Genomic DNA, 14,617 nt, shown 5'->3' with positions numbered 1-14,617 from the left:
TCAGCAATCTTATTGAGGAGTCAAAAATAATTTATACCTAAGTAGCTGGTATAAATACTTCACTCATGGGTGTAATTTACAAATTCTTCAATCAGGCTGTAGATAACTCAACAAAAAGAAACTTCAGGAGATATCAAGATGATGATGAAACGTATTCTTGCTGGAGCTTTACTAGCTTTACCACTTTCAATATTTGCTGTCGAAAACCAAGCATCAGCAGCACCGGTGATTATCAAACGTGATAACTACCGAACTGTTGTTGTACGTAAACCTGCTGCACGTAAACCTGTTGTTGTCCGCAAAGTTGTTCGCCAGCGATGGGTTCCAGCACACTGGGAAAGAACACCACGCGGTCGGCGTTGGGTGACTGGCCGCTACGAAAGATATTAATTCAGGACTTACGCAAAATCATGAAAAAACGAACCACAAAGGGCGCAAAGGACACGAAGTGAAGAGGATTTAAGAGGGTTCTTGCGTAAGTCCTATAATTAATTGTTTGTGATTACAGCTGTAATAAAGTTGGATAATAGCAAATATAAACTGGGTGCAAATACCATAATTAGATAGAACAATAAGCAATTGCTGAAATAGTTGGTTTTTAAAGATTTAGACTAACAAATCCTGGGGATATGTTGGTCTAATTTCTTGCATATATTAATCCAAAAAATAAATTATCTAATTTGTTTACCTAAGCAGAGTACTATCCCCTTTGTCCCCCTTGTCCCTAAATAATGGAATGTTTTTAATTGAAAATCACTTGCTAGTAGTGGGTAGGATGTGGTAATTAGTCTTGTGGGACTGAAAAAACTCGCTATCTGACAACCAAACACCTGACTCATTTTATGGCTCGATGGATATTACCAGTGTCAGGACTTAAAAATAGATAGAGCGATCGCTTAACTGAGACTTGATACCAAAAATTCACAATCCACTAATGCTATACAGAAGATTTGGACGCACAGAATTACAGATGCCGGTTTTTTCTTGCGGCGGCATGAGATATCAGTTCAAATGGCAAGATGTTGCTTGGTCAGATATTCCTTCAGATAACCAGAAAAATCTTGAAGCCACAATTCACAGAGCCATCGAACTCGGTATTAATCACATTGAAACTGCTCGTGGTTATGGTAGCTCAGAAATGCAATTGGGTAAAATTCTGCCCAAGTTTCCGCGCGAACAATTAATTGTCCAAACCAAAGTTTCACCCGTTGCTGATGCCAAAGAATTCCGCAAAACATTTGAACAATCACTCAAGTATCTTCAGTTAGATTATGTAGACTTATTTAGTTTGCATGGTATTAATGATGCGGAATTACTAGAATATAGCGTCCGTCCTGGCGGTTGTTTGGATGTAGCCAGACAATTACAAGCTGAAGGCAAAGTCAGATTTATTGGCTTTTCTACCCACGGTGCTACAGATTTAATTGTGCAGGCAATTAATACCAATCAATTTGATTATATAAATCTGCATTGGTACTACATTAATCAATGGAATTGGCCTGCTATTTTAGCTGCTACTCGCCTGGATATGGGTGTGTTTATTATTAGTCCTTCGGATAAAGGAGGGAAGTTATATAACCCACCAAAAAAATTAGTGAATCTTTGTGCGCCGTTGAGTCCGATGGTGTTTAATGATTTATTTTGTTTGAGTCATTCCCAGGTGCATACATTGAGTATTGGCGCAGCCAAACCCCAAGATTTTGATGAACACCTGAAGACATTAGCGTTATTAGATGAATCTTCCGAAATTTTACCGCCAATTTTAGCAAGACTGGAAGAAGAAGCGATCGCCACTCTCGGCGAAGATTGGGTAAAAAATTGGCATCTCAACTTACCCACTTGGGAACACACTCCCGGCGGTATCAATATCCCGGTAATTTTGTGGTTGTGGAATTTAGCCCGTGCTTACGACTTAGTAGACTATGCCAAAACTCGTTACAATCTCATGGGTAATGCTAGTCATTGGTTTCCTGGGAACAAAGCAGATAAACTCAACGAAGTAGATTTACGCCAATGTCTTGTCCTGAGTCCCCAAGCCCAGAAAATTCCCCAAATTTTGGCAAAAGCCCATGAAATGTTGGGTGGAGAAGAAGTGAAGCGATTGTCTCAATCGTAAATACTAGGGAGTAGGGAGTAGGGAGTAGGGAGTGGCTGACTGGTGTAGGGTTTTTTACGTTATGCCCCAAAAACCTTGATTTAGGGTGTAGGGGTGTAAGGGTGTGAGGGGGTGGAACTCTGATTAAATCGTGATTTTTAGAGTCGCTACTCATCACTCTGTTAAAAACCTACACTTGTGAGGTAGGGAGTGGGGAGTGCGAAGTAGAGGCTAGGGATTAATGCAACAACTTAACCTGTAACCTGTAACCTGTAACCTGTAACCTGTAACCTGTCACCTCTAGCCACTAACCTCTACTCAGATTCTTTCTTCGCCTCTGCTTTATCAATCATTGGCACAACTAACACTTTATCTACCCGATTACCGTCCATATCCATCACCTCAACCCGCATTCCTTCCCATTCAAAATGATCGGCGGCGGAGGGGATGCGGCCTAAATGGGTGATGACAAAGCCTCCCAAGGTTTGATAGCTACCGCGTTCGTCATCCCATTCTTCCATCTCGAATAGTTCAAAAAACTTTTCTACGGGTAACATACCGTCCAACAGCCAAGAACCATCTTCTCTCTGTACATATTGGGGTTCGTCTTCGTCGAGATCGGCGGGAACATCACCGACAATTTCGCTCATAATGTCGTTAAGGGTGACTAATCCTTGAATTACGCCGTATTCATCCACCACAATGGCCATGTGGGTGATAGTTTGCTTGAATAATTCCAACACTTTCAAGCCACGGGTGCTTTCGGGGACAAATACAGGTTGACGCAAACCCACTGTCAAATCTAAAGCTTCATTCCGAAAACTGCGAGCGAGTAAATCGGTGACAGGGATGATCCCCAAGACATTATCAAGCCCTCCCTGACAAACTGGATACCGGGAATAACCATTTTCAGTCATTTTCTGGCGGTTTTCTTCGGCGGTGTCTTCTAAGTCTAGCCAGATGATATCAGGGCGGGGTGTCATAAAAGAACTGACAGGGCGATCGCCTAAACGAAACACCCGTTCTACCATATCTTGTTCTGCTTCTTCAAAGGTTCCGGCTTCTGTACCTTGCTCAATCAAGATTTTAATTTCTTCTTCAGTTACCTGCGGTTCTTCTGAAGGGGTGATTCCTAAAATTCGCAACACCAATTCTGTAGAAGCACTCAATAAATGGACTGCTGGGGAAGCGATCGCTGCTAAAGCCCGCATTGGGATCGCCACAAACGCTGCTATTCTTTCTGGGTTATTTAATGCCAAACGCTTCGGCACTAATTCCCCGATGATCAAAGATAAATACGTAATAATTAAAACGACTATCCCAAAAGATACTGGTTCGCTGTAAGGAGCTAACAAGGGGATCAGTTTTACATATACTGCCAAGCGGTTAGCAATTGTCGCTCCCCCAAAAGCACCAGTCAGAATACCGATGAGGGAAATTCCGACTTGAACGGTAGATAAGAAATTATTGGGAGATTCTGCTAGTTTCAATGCTGCTCTGGCGTTAGCATCTCCTTGATTAGCAAGCTGCTGAAGCCTGACCTTCCGCGCTGAGACAACAGCCATCTCCGACATCGAGAAGATCCCGTTGGCAATAATTAGTACCAAAATGATTAAAATTTCAGAAGTGATGGAGGACATGTTTGGATTTGCCGCAATAGGGAGCGAACTATGCTTAACCCCTAGTATCTAGTATTAAACGTTATTCAAGTTCTGAGATGTGTGCTTTTACCAAAAAAGGCAAAAGACTCCAGAATAAAATCTAGACTCGGAGGTAGAAGGTTAAAGTACTACTAATCGCAGAATTTAACCTTGGAAAATGTCTAAATTCTCTGACTATAGGCATATACTTCATACTTTATACTTCATATTTCATACTTCCCCATTCTTCCATAGAAGTAATGAGTGGAGTGTCAACCCATTTAAAATAGTGAACATAAACTACCTATAGATTTTCTTATCACTGAAGACTTCCACCTCTAGTAGAACTTATGGCATTTTCTTCGATTGTGCGTGCCTTGGCGCGATCGCCACTCACCACAGAACTACTTTCTAAGCTCAATCGTCAACAAGATTTACGCTTAAATGGTATTCCCCGTCTACCCAAGGGCTTGGTAGCATCGGCATTAGCACAAAATTCAGGAAGGAATTTATTTGTCGTCTGTGCGACCCTAGAAGAAGCCGGACGCGCCTACGCTCAATTAGAGGCGATGGGCTGGTCAACAGTACATTTTTATCCAACTTCCGAAGCCTCTCCTTACGAGCCTTTTGACCCCGAAACGGAAATGACCTGGGGACAAATGCAGGTTTTGGCGGATTTGGTGAAGGGTCAGTCATCAGTTATCAGTCAACAGTTATCAGTTAACAGTCAACAGTCATCAGTTAATGGTCAAAATAAGACGATCGCGGTGGTTGCGACTACGGGGGCGTTACAGCCGCATTTACCACCGCCAGAGGCTTTTACACCTCTAAGCCTGACCTTGACTAAAGGCATGGAATTTGACCTGAATACTTTCAGTACAAAAATTACTACCTTGGGTTACGAGCGAGTACCTTTGGTAGAAACAGAAGGTCAATGGAGTCGGCGCGGTGATATTGTCGATGTTTTCCCGGTTTCTTCAGAATTGCCAGTGCGCTTGGAATGGTTTGGCGACGAAATTGAGCAAATCAGAGAATTTGACCCGTCAACCCAGCGTTCTGCACTTGACAAAATAGCTCAGGTTGTGCTAACTCCTACCAGCTTTACGCCGATTATCTTAGATGCACTTAAAGATAGTGTTGAGTTCCAAGCTTTTCTTAAAGAAGAACCAAACTCAGACTCAGCACTCAGCACTCACACTTCGACTTCGCTCAGTGAACAGCACTCAGCACTCCTAGAAGGTAGTCGGCGGTTTTTGGGGTTAGCTTTTGATAAACCAGCGTCGGTTTTAGATTATCTGCCTGAAAATACTTTAATTGCCATTGACGAACCAGAACAGTGTCACGCCCATAGCGATCGCTGGGTGGAAAATGCTGAGGAACAATGGTCGCTAGGGACTGGGGAATTAGATTTAGGTTCTCTGCAATTGCCGAAAATCCATCGGTCGTTTGATGATTGTCTAACTGAACTTACCCAATTTCCCACTGTTTATTTATCGGAAATCGCCGAGGAAAACAACGGGATTAATTTAGCCAGCCGTTCTGTACCTGTGACACCCCATCAGTTTGGCAAGCTGGCGGAGACGCTAAGACAAGAACGCGATCGCAATTTCTCAATTTGGCTAATTTCTGCCCAACCTTCCCGTTCTGTCTCTCTATTACAAGAACACGACTGTCCGGCGCAATTTATCCCCAACCCGCGCGACTACCAAGCCATTGAAAAGCTGCAAATCAACCATACCCCAGTCGCCTTAAAATACTCTGGTTTGGCGGAACTGGAAGGATTTATTCTGCCAACTTTCCGTTTAGTCGTGGTCACAGACCGGGAATTTTACGGTCAGCATTCCCTCGCCACGCCAGGATATATCCGCAAACGTCGGAAGGCGGCTTCCAAGCAAGTTGACCCGAATAAATTACGTCCGGGAGATTATGTAGTTCACAGAAGCCACGGGATAGGTAAGTTTGTCAAGCTGGAAAGTTTGACGATTAACGACGAAACCCGTGATTACATAGTTGTACAATACGCCGATGGACTTTTGCGGGTGGCGGCTGACCAAGTTGGTTCTTTGTCAAGGTTCCGCGCCACAGGCGATAAAGCCCCAGAACTGCACAAAATGACTGGGAAGGCTTGGGACAATACCAAGAACCGCGTCCGTAAAGCCATCAAGAAATTAGCGGTAGATTTGCTGAAATTATATGCCGCGCGATCGCAACAACAAGGTTACGCCTATCCTCACGATATGCCTTGGCAAGAGGAAATGGAAGATTCTTTCCCTTATCAACCGACAACAGACCAGTTAAAAGCCGTCCAAGATGTCAAACGCGACATGGAAAGCGATCGGCCAATGGATCGGTTAGTATGTGGTGACGTTGGTTTCGGTAAAACGGAAGTCGCAATCCGCGCCATTTTCAAAGCCGTGACTTCTGGTAAACAAGTCGCACTCCTCGCACCAACTACCATTCTTACCCAGCAACACTACCACACCTTGAAAGAACGCTTTGCCCCCTACCCTGTGAATGTCGGCTTACTCAACCGCTTCCGCAGTGCTGAAGAACGTCGTAATATTCAAAAACGATTAGCGACAGGCGAGTTAGATATCGTTGTGGGTACGCACCAACTGTTAGGAAAAGGCGTATCTTTCCGCGACTTGGGTTTATTGGTGGTGGATGAAGAACAAAGATTTGGGGTGAACCAAAAAGAGAAAATCAAATCCTTGAAAACTCAAGTTGATGTACTAACACTTTCCGCCACACCCATTCCCCGTACCTTGTATATGTCCTTGTCGGGGATTCGGGAAATGAGTTTGATTACCACACCACCTCCAACCCGCCGACCAATTCAAACTCACCTTTCACCCCTGAATCCCGAAACAGTCCGCAGTGCAATTCGCCAAGAACTAGACCGAGGCGGACAGGTGTTTTATGTAGTTCCGCGCGTGGAAGGAATTGAAGAGACGACAGCCAAATTGCGCGAGATGATACCGGGGGGAAGATTTGCGATCGCTCACGGGCAAATGGACGAAAGCGAGTTAGAATCAACCATGCTCACCTTTAGTAATGGTGACGCAGATATTTTAGTATGTACAACAATTATTGAATCTGGTTTAGATATTCCCCGCGTTAACACCATCTTAATTGAAGACGCACACCGTTTTGGATTAGCGCAACTATACCAATTACGCGGTCGTGTCGGTCGTGCAGGTATTCAAGCCCATGCTTGGTTATTTTATCCTAAGCAACGTACCTTATCTGATGCAGCACGGCAGAGATTACGGGCGATACAAGAATTTACTCAACTCGGTTCCGGGTATCAACTAGCGATGCGCGACATGGAAATTCGCGGCGTGGGTAACTTGCTTGGTGCAGAACAATCTGGTCAAATGGATGCGATCGGTTTTGATTTGTACATGGAAATGTTAGAAGAAGCGATTCGAGAAATTCGCGGTCAAGAAATACCCCAAGTTGACGATACGCAAATTGACCTCAACCTCACCGCATTTATACCCGCCGATTACATTCCCGATATTGATCAAAAGATGAGTGCGTACCGTGCAGTAGCGGCGGCGAAATCTAAAGAAGAACTCACGCAGATTGCAGCAGAATGGAGCGATCGCTATGGTACTTTACCCGTTCCCGCCAATCAACTTTTGCGCGTTATGGAACTCAAACAAATAGCCAAAAAATTAGGATTTAGCCGGATTAAACCAGAAAACAAACAACACGTAATTTTAGAAACACCAATGGAAGAACCTGCATGGAATTTACTTGCAGCCAACTTACCAGAACATTTAAAAACGCGCTTTGTTTACTCCCCTGGTAAAGTCACAGTCCGAGGTTTAGCGGTGATGAAAGCCGACCAACAATTGCAAAGCTTAATTGATGCAATGGGGAGAATGCAAGGTGCGATCGCCGAAGCGGCTGTTGTTTAATACTACTAATTATGTAGGAATTTAAATTTTGTTGCATAAACATGGGATGATTTCTTGTAAAATCGAATTTCATCCCACAATTCGGCAGCAACAATTAAATAGTGGTGATAAAACTCCCTATTTCTGGCAATGACCACATTCTTATTTTGGAATATAAACAAAAAGCCATTAATCAAAGAAATTACTAATCTTTGCAGAATATATGATGTTGACATTTTAATATTGGCAGAATCAAATATTTCTGATGTAGAAATTTTATTAAGCATAAATTCAGACGAGCAAAGAGTTTATTTAGCATTGTTTAATACTTTATCTACAAGAATTAAATTTTACTTTAGATATCCGCCAGAATGTGTAGAACCCGTAACAGATGAAGGATACATATCTATTAGAAGGCTATCACCACCTATTGGCAATGATATTCTGATAGCAGGGATTCATCTTTCTAGCAAACTTCGTATGACAGAAGATGATCAAAAATTCCAAGCAACAAGAATGGCTGAAGTCATTAGAGAAGCTGAGGAAAGAGTTGGACATGAGAGAACTATAGTTATCGGTGACTTAAATATGAATCCCTTTGAAGTAGGTGTTGTTGCAGCAGACGGTTTTCATGCGGTAATGGATCAAAATATTGCCCGTAAGCGTAGCCGAACCGTACAGGGAAAAGAGAGATTATTTTTTTATAATCCAATGTGGGGGAAAATGGGTGATACAACTCCTGAACCTCCAGGTACGTATTTCTATCCAAGTTCCGGTTATGTCAGCTATTTTTGGAACACTTTTGACCAAGTTTTATTAAGACCTGATTTGTTAGACTTTTTTAGTCCAGAAAATTTAAAAATTATCTCTGATATTGATGGCAAAAGTTTATTAACATCTAATACTAAAATTTCTCCTGATTATTCTGATCATCTACCAATAGTTATTCAACTTGATAATGAGAGGATTTATGATGTCTCCCAATAATAAGAATTTATGGGGCGAACTGCCAAAAAATGTAGAGGTGCGTACACCATATTTGATTTTAAAAGAGCAAGCCTCTATTCTCACACAAATGACAAAGGGATTGCTCATAGGTGAAGTGGATAGAAAGTCTCTCGGACAAAACATTTTTTTTGTTAGCCTGAGAATAAGAGTCCCAGCACTCAATAGCTATACCTACTCGGTAGTGGACGTTCGATATCCCCTGAAACTTTATCCTTTGGCAATTAAAGATTACACTAGCTCTGAGCAAGAAGTCCAATGTTCTTCTGAACAAGAATTTGAATTAGCACTCGGTAAAATACTGTCATCAGAGCAAGTTAAAAGAGTTATATCAACATTATTAGCTGAGATTCAGTCAGGCGATGAACTACAAGAGGATGCTTTTTAGTGCGATTACTAACGTGTTTTGTTTACTCCCCTGGTAAAGTCACAATACGCGGTTTAGCGGAGATGAAAGCCGACCAACAATTGCAAAGTTTGATTGATGCAATGGGGAGAATGTAAGGTGCGATGCCTACGGCAAGCCTCTGAACATCTAAGCAGAAGCAGCTATTGTTTAAATAGCGTGTAGTTCAGTTTATAATCCTGCTTTCTGCCAGTACTTACTCTTGGTTAACGATAAAATTTAGAAGTGACTATACATAGCTTGTAAACATGAGCCAAAATATCAGGCAAGTAATCATGTATCGGGACGAAGATGGCTACTGGATTGTGGAGTGTCCCAGCCTCAAAGGTTGCGTTAGCCAAGGTAAAACGAAAGAGGAAGCTCTTTTGAATATCAAAGAGGCGATCGCCGGCTATGTTGCTGCACTTAAAGAAGATGGCTTACCCATCCCAGAAGAAAACTTTGAAACATTTCTGGTGGTTGTGTGAGTAAGCTACCCAGCATTTCAGGGCAAGAATGTGTCAAAGCTTTAGAAAAAATTGGTTTCTACCAAAAGCGAAGAGAAAGCAGTCACATTATTATGCGTCGAGATGAGCCATTTGCTCAAGTTGTTGTTCCTGATCATCAAGAGTTAGCTAAAGGAACTTTGAGGGCGATTATTCGAGATATTGATTTAAGTGTAGAGGAGTTTATCGCATTACTTTAGGATATAGTTCCCAATGGTACAGACACCATCCAAAAATTTGACATTAGAGGAGTTTCTCAAACTACCAGAAACTAAACCTGCTAGTGAATACATTGATGCTCAAATTATTCAGAAACCCATGCCACAAGGTGAACACAGTACAATTCAAGGTGAACTGATTATTACCATTAATGGAGTCACTAAGCCGCAGAAAATTGCGCGTGCATTTCCAGAGTTGCCCTGCATTTTTGCTGGACGTGCTATTGTTCCAGATGTATCTGTGTTTCTTTGGGAGAGAATTCCGCGAAATGAAAATGGGGGTGTGGCAAATGTTTTTGCACTAGCACCCGATTGGATAATTGAAATCCTTTCTCCTGACCAAAGTCAAAGTAAAGTTATTGCTAAAATATTGCACGCTTTGAAGCACGGAACTCAAATGGGTTGGTTGATTGACCCAAGTGAAAAAGTAGTATTTGTTTATTTCTCAAATCAGCCACCAGAGTTATTTGATGAAGCAGATAAGTTACTTCCTGTTCCATCTTTTGCAAGTGAGTTACAGCTTACTGTAGGTGATTTATTCGGTTGGCTATTAGAGTAATTACAGTGTTAGAGTACTTAGTAAATATGCGTAAAAATTTATATAATACTTTAATTAGCATTTGTAGCTAGGAATTTCTTGCTTATAAATCTATAGGTAAAACCATGTCAAAGCCGTTTGTTGAAAGATTTCGCCAATATTTAATAGATATTACCCAAGTTATGCGAGGTGAAGCTTCGGTTTCCAGTATTTTTCCAAACACAACTGATAATGGGCAAAGTAAAGAACGCATCTTTCTTGAGGTACTCAAGCACCATATACCAAGCTCATGTAATATATTTTTGGGTGGTTTTTTATTTAACTTGGATGGAGATGAATCCAAGCAAATGGATATTATTATATCCGACTATCAAAGTTTAAAGTTTGATCTTCTTAATAAGGAAGGAGAAGGAAAATCTTTTGCTTGTATAGACGGTACAATTGGAATTGTTTCAGTGAAGTCATTTTTAGATAAACACAAAATGTTTGAGGCACTAGATAACATTGCGTCCATTCCAATAGGTACTGCTCTAAACCCAAACAATGCAGATCCTTACGTTGACATGGCAGGTATGAGCGATGGCTTGTTAAAGGTTATCTTTGCATTAGATGGTGCCAGTTCTGATAGTACTCGTGGGTACATTGAAGAGTTTTACACACAGCATCCAGAAATACCACTGGATAGAAGACCGAATTATATACATATATTAGGCAAGTATTCGTTGGTAAGGTTAATAAGACCTTTAAATACTGATGAAGGTATAACTATGCCCAAAGGTACTTTTTGTTTACGTGAGCACGATGCGGATCTATTCTTTATTTCTTCGCTAATAACTAGTATAGAAAAAATAGGAAGGTTGCATCGACATATTTTTTACGACTATACAAAGATATTTGAACGAGCAGTTCCTCCTGCTAATGCTAAACAGGACTTACGCAAAAGTATCAAAAGTAAGAAAAAACGAACCGCAAAGGACACGAAGTTATAAGAGTTTGAGAGAGTTATTGCGTAAGTCCTACTAAAATCTAGCTCTACTTACTTGGTTATTTACACTTCATTTTAAACAGTGGTAAATACATCAATTTTCTTCGATAAGTTAGTTTGATACATTTACAATAATTTAGTGAAATACCAATAAATAAGACTAAAATTCTTTGTGTTGATAAGCTAAATAAACAGCTTCTAAAAAAATATCAGGCGCAACTGCTGGCAAGTTATCTAAGTTAACAATGGCTGCGACTTGTTGAGTTAACTTAGAAGCAAGTGCTACTCTTGATTTAGTTGCCATTGCGCCACGTCGCTGCAAGTATTCTCGAATTACGGCAAAATCATCTGGTAATAATTGCGATAAATCAGCAATATCTAGCAATTCTGTATAGAGTGATTTTGCTTGTTCTGAGATTGTGAAAGTTGCCGATTGTGTGGCTATTTCAGCTTCAATCACAATTGTACCAGCGACCCAATCACCCAGGCGTTTTTCACGGCTGCTAAACATAATAAAAAAAGCACCCAGAAAGAAAAATTCGTCTAAAGGTCGCAGTAAGGCGCGTAAAGTTGTCTGTGCTAACCCAACGGGTCTACCATCATCTCGCACGACCCGAATTTTGGCCAAGCGTTTTCCTGGGGTTTGCCCTTGCCATAGAGTTTCAAAAAATACAAAATAACCAACGTAAATTCCGAAGAGAAGTAAAAAGGTAATGGCAACTAGCCAAAGTCCTACTTGTGAACCAATAGCCTCTTGTTGTTCCAAAATATCAGCTAACTGACCAGATACATAAATCCAGGCATAGATGCACACTAAGATAATTACAGCTAATGCCAGATAGTCAATTACCAAAGCCCAAGCACGGTTTCCTATCCCAGCAAGGGTAAATTCTAGTTCGACGCTTTCGGGGGTGCGGAATTTAACGCGGTTAAAAAAGTGCATAAATAATATTTTTACTTTAGATTTCGCGATCGCGTAACTGTAAGCCTAACCCTTCCCGGCGGCTACGGAGGTCATAATAAACCACGGCTTTAATTGCTTGCCACAATGGTACAATTGCCGCACCACTAGTAAAACTTAAAGCCAGAACTAAGACAAAATAAAGCAGCGCAAACAATCCAGAATCTTCTCCACTAATTGCAAAAAAAGCCACCTGAAGAATACTAGTAATAATCTGCACGAGAATTTGAATTGGGATGGTAATTAAAAAAGTAATAAAAGAAATTAATACAATCCGCCACACATAACCTTCGGTTAACTCCCAGCTACGACTAATAGATGATGTCGCGTCAATATTTTCCTCAATAGCTAAAGGCACATCAACCAAGAAAAATCGAGTTAAAAACCAAAAAACTCCCAGAAAAATTCCAATACCTGCAATAACTGCGATCGCAACCAATAAAATCACACTAGCAGGATTTGCCTGTTGACCAGATCCCCCAATTAAGACTGCTGACAAAAAACCAAACAGCCCAAATACAATAGCCATTCCCAACACAATACCTAAGCCTAAAAAACCCATTAACAGCGTCATCAGTAAAAATTGCCACATTCTAGAATTGACAAAGCGTTCGCCTGATGAGATGCTTTCTGGTTGATTAACTAGTTCGCCAAAAGCCAAGCGCGAAATTAGCGCAATGAGGGCGTAACATTTTCCCCAGCCATATATAGGTACCAATATCCAGACATAAGCTTTTAATGCCAATAAAAAATAATCCTTCAAATGAGAGCGATATAGCCTTATACCTGCACTGACAACATTTCCCACACTGAGTGGTTGTATAGGACTTGGAGAACCAATATTTCCCGACATGATGCCAAATTTCCTTGAAAGTACAGTTGTGAATTTGTGGCTATCTTAAGGTAGGTTATAGCAATTCGTAATTCGTAATTTGTAATTCGTAATTAACAAATGTAGACATAATTGAGGTTTTAGGCTGCGTTAGGGAATAAATTTTAGAAAATGAATCCTAATTGCTCATATCATTTCTTGATGAAGATGTAATTTATAGTTTTTTCTTGTGTCTTCCGTGTCTCCCTTGTCTTCCTTGTCCCCCTTCTACCAAGCTACTCCTTACTCCCCGACTCTATGAATATTCAACGATGGATTACCCGCAGAGAACCAAATTGGCAGCGTTTGGATGCTTTATTAAAGCAAGTAGAAAAAAAAGGACTGAAATCAGCACGCGCTGGGGAAATTAGGGAATTAGCCAGTTTATATCGTTCCGTGGCGGCGGATTTAGCCCGCGCCCGTACACAACAAATTGGTCAGACTTTAATCCAAAGTTTGCAAATTTTAACAACTCGCGGTTACACCCAAATCTACCAAGGTTCGCGGCGACAAGAATGGCGGGCGGCGCTGGAATTTTACCGTTGGGGTTTACCGTTAGTTGTACAGCAGACATTTCCTTATATTGCTTTGGCTACAGGTTTGTTTTTGCTGGGGGGAGTGGTTGGTTGGTGGTATGCTTGGCAAGACCCAACATTTATGTCGTTGGTAGTGCCACAACACTTAATTTCTCAGGTACGGGATGAGCATAAATTATGGATGGGGTCGATTGTGGGAGTTGAACCGTTAGCATCCAGCAGCATCATGATTAATAATCTTTCGGTGTCTTTTGGTGCGGTTGCTGGGGGAATTACGGCGGGATTATACACAACTTATTTAATGGTATTTAATGGTTTATTAATTGGTGCTGTTGGTACTTTAGTCGGTCAAAATAATTTAGCTTATCCATTTTGGGCGTTTGTTTTTCCCCACGGGGCTTTGGAATTACCTGCGATATTTTTTGCGGGTGGTGCAGGTTTATTATTAGCTAGAGCAATTTTATTTCCTGGTAAATATCGCCGTGGTGATGCGTTAAAGTTCTATAGTTTTCAAGCGGCACAATTAGTTTTTGGGATTGTACCTATGTTAATTATTGCTGGTACAATAGAAGGCTTTTTTTCGCCTAATCCCAATGTCCCAGACCCAATTAAATATCTTGCGGGACTAGGATTATTTGTATTTTTAGTGTTGTATTGTAACCGCAAACGTGGTTAGTCAATTTTATCTCTAGTCCTTCTTAGTAGAACTATAGGAATCCGGTTTGATTTCTGAATTTATTTGTGTAGGTAGGGAATAGGGAATGGGGAGTCGGGAGTAGGAAAGAAGCCTGATCTGGGTGTACTGATTTTTTTCAAAAATCAAATATGATTTCTATGGTACAACATTTTTTCTTTTTCCTTTTGACTTTTTTACCCTGAGTCCAGCGTCTCGGACAGGAGACCCGCATTTCTCACAAGCTTCAGGCGTTTGATGGGGCAGAGGGGCAGAGGTGCGGAGGGGCAGGGGAGAGA

General features: G+C 41.2%; 13 protein-coding genes. 10 read left to right on the top strand and 3 right to left on the bottom strand.

Annotated elements, in window-relative coordinates; genetic code table 11:
• Positions 1-138: 138 nt before the first annotated feature.
• On the top strand, positions 139-390 hold the full coding sequence (locus H6G79_RS18465; protein WP_242048449.1) for a hypothetical protein: 252 nt from the start codon (positions 139-141) through the stop codon (positions 388-390).
• Positions 391-934: 544 nt separating this feature from the next.
• Positions 935-2,116 carry an aldo/keto reductase gene (locus tag H6G79_RS18460; RefSeq protein WP_190592813.1) on the top strand — a complete coding sequence of 394 codons (1,182 nt, stop codon included), beginning with the start codon at positions 935-937 and terminating at the stop codon, positions 2,114-2,116.
• Positions 2,117-2,409: 293 nt separating this feature from the next.
• Here the strand turns inward: H6G79_RS18460 and H6G79_RS18455 are convergent, their stop codons facing one another.
• Entirely contained in the window at positions 2,410-3,735 is a 1,326-nt protein-coding gene (locus tag H6G79_RS18455; RefSeq protein ID WP_190592814.1) for a hemolysin family protein, read from the bottom strand.
• Between the two features lie 350 nt (positions 3,736-4,085).
• Here H6G79_RS18455 and mfd point away from each other — a divergent pair, with 350 nt between their 5' ends.
• The 7 genes from mfd (at position 4,086) to H6G79_RS18420 (ending at position 11,281) form a co-directional block, all read left to right on the top strand.
• Positions 4,086-7,661, top strand: a complete 3,576-nt coding sequence (mfd, locus tag H6G79_RS18450) for a transcription-repair coupling factor (protein ID WP_190592815.1) — start codon at positions 4,086-4,088, stop codon at positions 7,659-7,661.
• A gap of 129 nt (positions 7,662-7,790) precedes the next feature.
• The gene (locus tag H6G79_RS18445; protein ID WP_190592816.1) at positions 7,791-8,627 is read left to right on the top strand and encodes an endonuclease/exonuclease/phosphatase family protein; all 837 of its coding nucleotides are present in this window, start codon (positions 7,791-7,793) and stop codon (positions 8,625-8,627) included.
• Positions 8,611-9,033: a hypothetical protein gene (locus H6G79_RS18440; RefSeq protein WP_190592817.1), complete on the top strand. Its 423-nt coding sequence runs from the start codon at positions 8,611-8,613 to the stop codon at positions 9,031-9,033. The genes H6G79_RS18445 and H6G79_RS18440 overlap by 17 nt, the downstream gene beginning before the upstream one ends.
• 266 nt (positions 9,034-9,299) lie before the next feature.
• A complete protein-coding gene (locus H6G79_RS18435) occupies positions 9,300-9,518 on the top strand; it encodes a type II toxin-antitoxin system HicB family antitoxin (RefSeq protein WP_199334063.1) in 219 nt (72 codons plus the stop codon).
• On the top strand, positions 9,515-9,736 hold the full coding sequence (locus H6G79_RS36840) for a type II toxin-antitoxin system HicA family toxin (RefSeq protein WP_190592818.1): 222 nt from the start codon (positions 9,515-9,517) through the stop codon (positions 9,734-9,736). The genes H6G79_RS18435 and H6G79_RS36840 overlap by 4 nt, the downstream gene beginning before the upstream one ends.
• Before the next feature lie 13 nt (positions 9,737-9,749).
• The gene (locus tag H6G79_RS18425; RefSeq protein ID WP_190592819.1) at positions 9,750-10,313 is read left to right on the top strand and encodes a Uma2 family endonuclease; all 564 of its coding nucleotides are present in this window, start codon (positions 9,750-9,752) and stop codon (positions 10,311-10,313) included.
• Positions 10,314-10,417: 104 nt separating this feature from the next.
• Positions 10,418-11,281, top strand: a complete 864-nt coding sequence (locus H6G79_RS18420; protein ID WP_190592820.1) for a DUF6602 domain-containing protein — start codon at positions 10,418-10,420, stop codon at positions 11,279-11,281.
• A gap of 156 nt (positions 11,282-11,437) precedes the next feature.
• Here the strand turns inward: H6G79_RS18420 and H6G79_RS18415 are convergent, their stop codons facing one another.
• Both H6G79_RS18415 and H6G79_RS18410 read right to left on the bottom strand, forming a co-directional pair.
• Positions 11,438-12,220, bottom strand: a complete 783-nt coding sequence (locus H6G79_RS18415; protein ID WP_190592821.1) for an RDD family protein — start codon at positions 12,218-12,220, stop codon at positions 11,438-11,440.
• 16 nt (positions 12,221-12,236) lie between these two features.
• Positions 12,237-13,091: a DUF975 domain-containing protein gene (locus H6G79_RS18410; protein WP_190592822.1), complete on the bottom strand. Its 855-nt coding sequence runs from the start codon at positions 13,089-13,091 to the stop codon at positions 12,237-12,239.
• Positions 13,092-13,367: 276 nt separating this feature from the next.
• On the opposite strand from H6G79_RS18410, the gene H6G79_RS18405 reads away from it, so the two are divergent.
• Positions 13,368-14,321 (top strand): stage II sporulation protein M, encoded by a 954-nt coding sequence (locus tag H6G79_RS18405; protein WP_190592823.1) that lies wholly within the window; start codon positions 13,368-13,370, stop codon positions 14,319-14,321.
• Positions 14,322-14,617 lie beyond the last annotated feature (296 nt).

Origin of the sequence: Anabaena sp. FACHB-83, from assembly GCF_014697485.1 — a bacterium.
Classification (GTDB): domain Bacteria; phylum Cyanobacteriota; class Cyanobacteriia; order Cyanobacteriales; family Nostocaceae; genus Nostoc_B.
Note: the sequence above shows the minus strand (reverse complement) of the source record. Positions and strands in the feature narration are given on the sequence as shown.

What these genes read in the sequence shown, in the direction of transcription:
- H6G79_RS18465 (WP_242048449.1), top strand. Translation starts at nt 139, where the DNA reads ATGATGATGAAACGTATTCTTGCTGGAGCTTTACTAGCTTTACCACTT.
- H6G79_RS18460 (WP_190592813.1), top strand. Translation starts at nt 935, where the DNA reads ATGCTATACAGAAGATTTGGACGCACAGAATTACAGATGCCGGTTTTT.
- H6G79_RS18455 (WP_190592814.1), bottom strand. Translation starts at nt 3,735, where the DNA reads ATGTCCTCCATCACTTCTGAAATTTTAATCATTTTGGTACTAATTATT.
- mfd (WP_190592815.1), top strand. Translation starts at nt 4,086, where the DNA reads ATGGCATTTTCTTCGATTGTGCGTGCCTTGGCGCGATCGCCACTCACC.
- H6G79_RS18445 (WP_190592816.1), top strand. Translation starts at nt 7,791, where the DNA reads ATGACCACATTCTTATTTTGGAATATAAACAAAAAGCCATTAATCAAA.
- H6G79_RS18440 (WP_190592817.1), top strand. Translation starts at nt 8,611, where the DNA reads ATGATGTCTCCCAATAATAAGAATTTATGGGGCGAACTGCCAAAAAAT.
- H6G79_RS18435 (WP_199334063.1), top strand. Translation starts at nt 9,300, where the DNA reads ATGAGCCAAAATATCAGGCAAGTAATCATGTATCGGGACGAAGATGGC.
- H6G79_RS18425 (WP_190592819.1), top strand. Translation starts at nt 9,750, where the DNA reads ATGGTACAGACACCATCCAAAAATTTGACATTAGAGGAGTTTCTCAAA.
- H6G79_RS18420 (WP_190592820.1), top strand. Translation starts at nt 10,418, where the DNA reads ATGTCAAAGCCGTTTGTTGAAAGATTTCGCCAATATTTAATAGATATT.
- H6G79_RS18415 (WP_190592821.1), bottom strand. Translation starts at nt 12,220, where the DNA reads ATGCACTTTTTTAACCGCGTTAAATTCCGCACCCCCGAAAGCGTCGAA.
- H6G79_RS18410 (WP_190592822.1), bottom strand. Translation starts at nt 13,091, where the DNA reads ATGTCGGGAAATATTGGTTCTCCAAGTCCTATACAACCACTCAGTGTG.
- H6G79_RS18405 (WP_190592823.1), top strand. Translation starts at nt 13,368, where the DNA reads ATGAATATTCAACGATGGATTACCCGCAGAGAACCAAATTGGCAGCGT.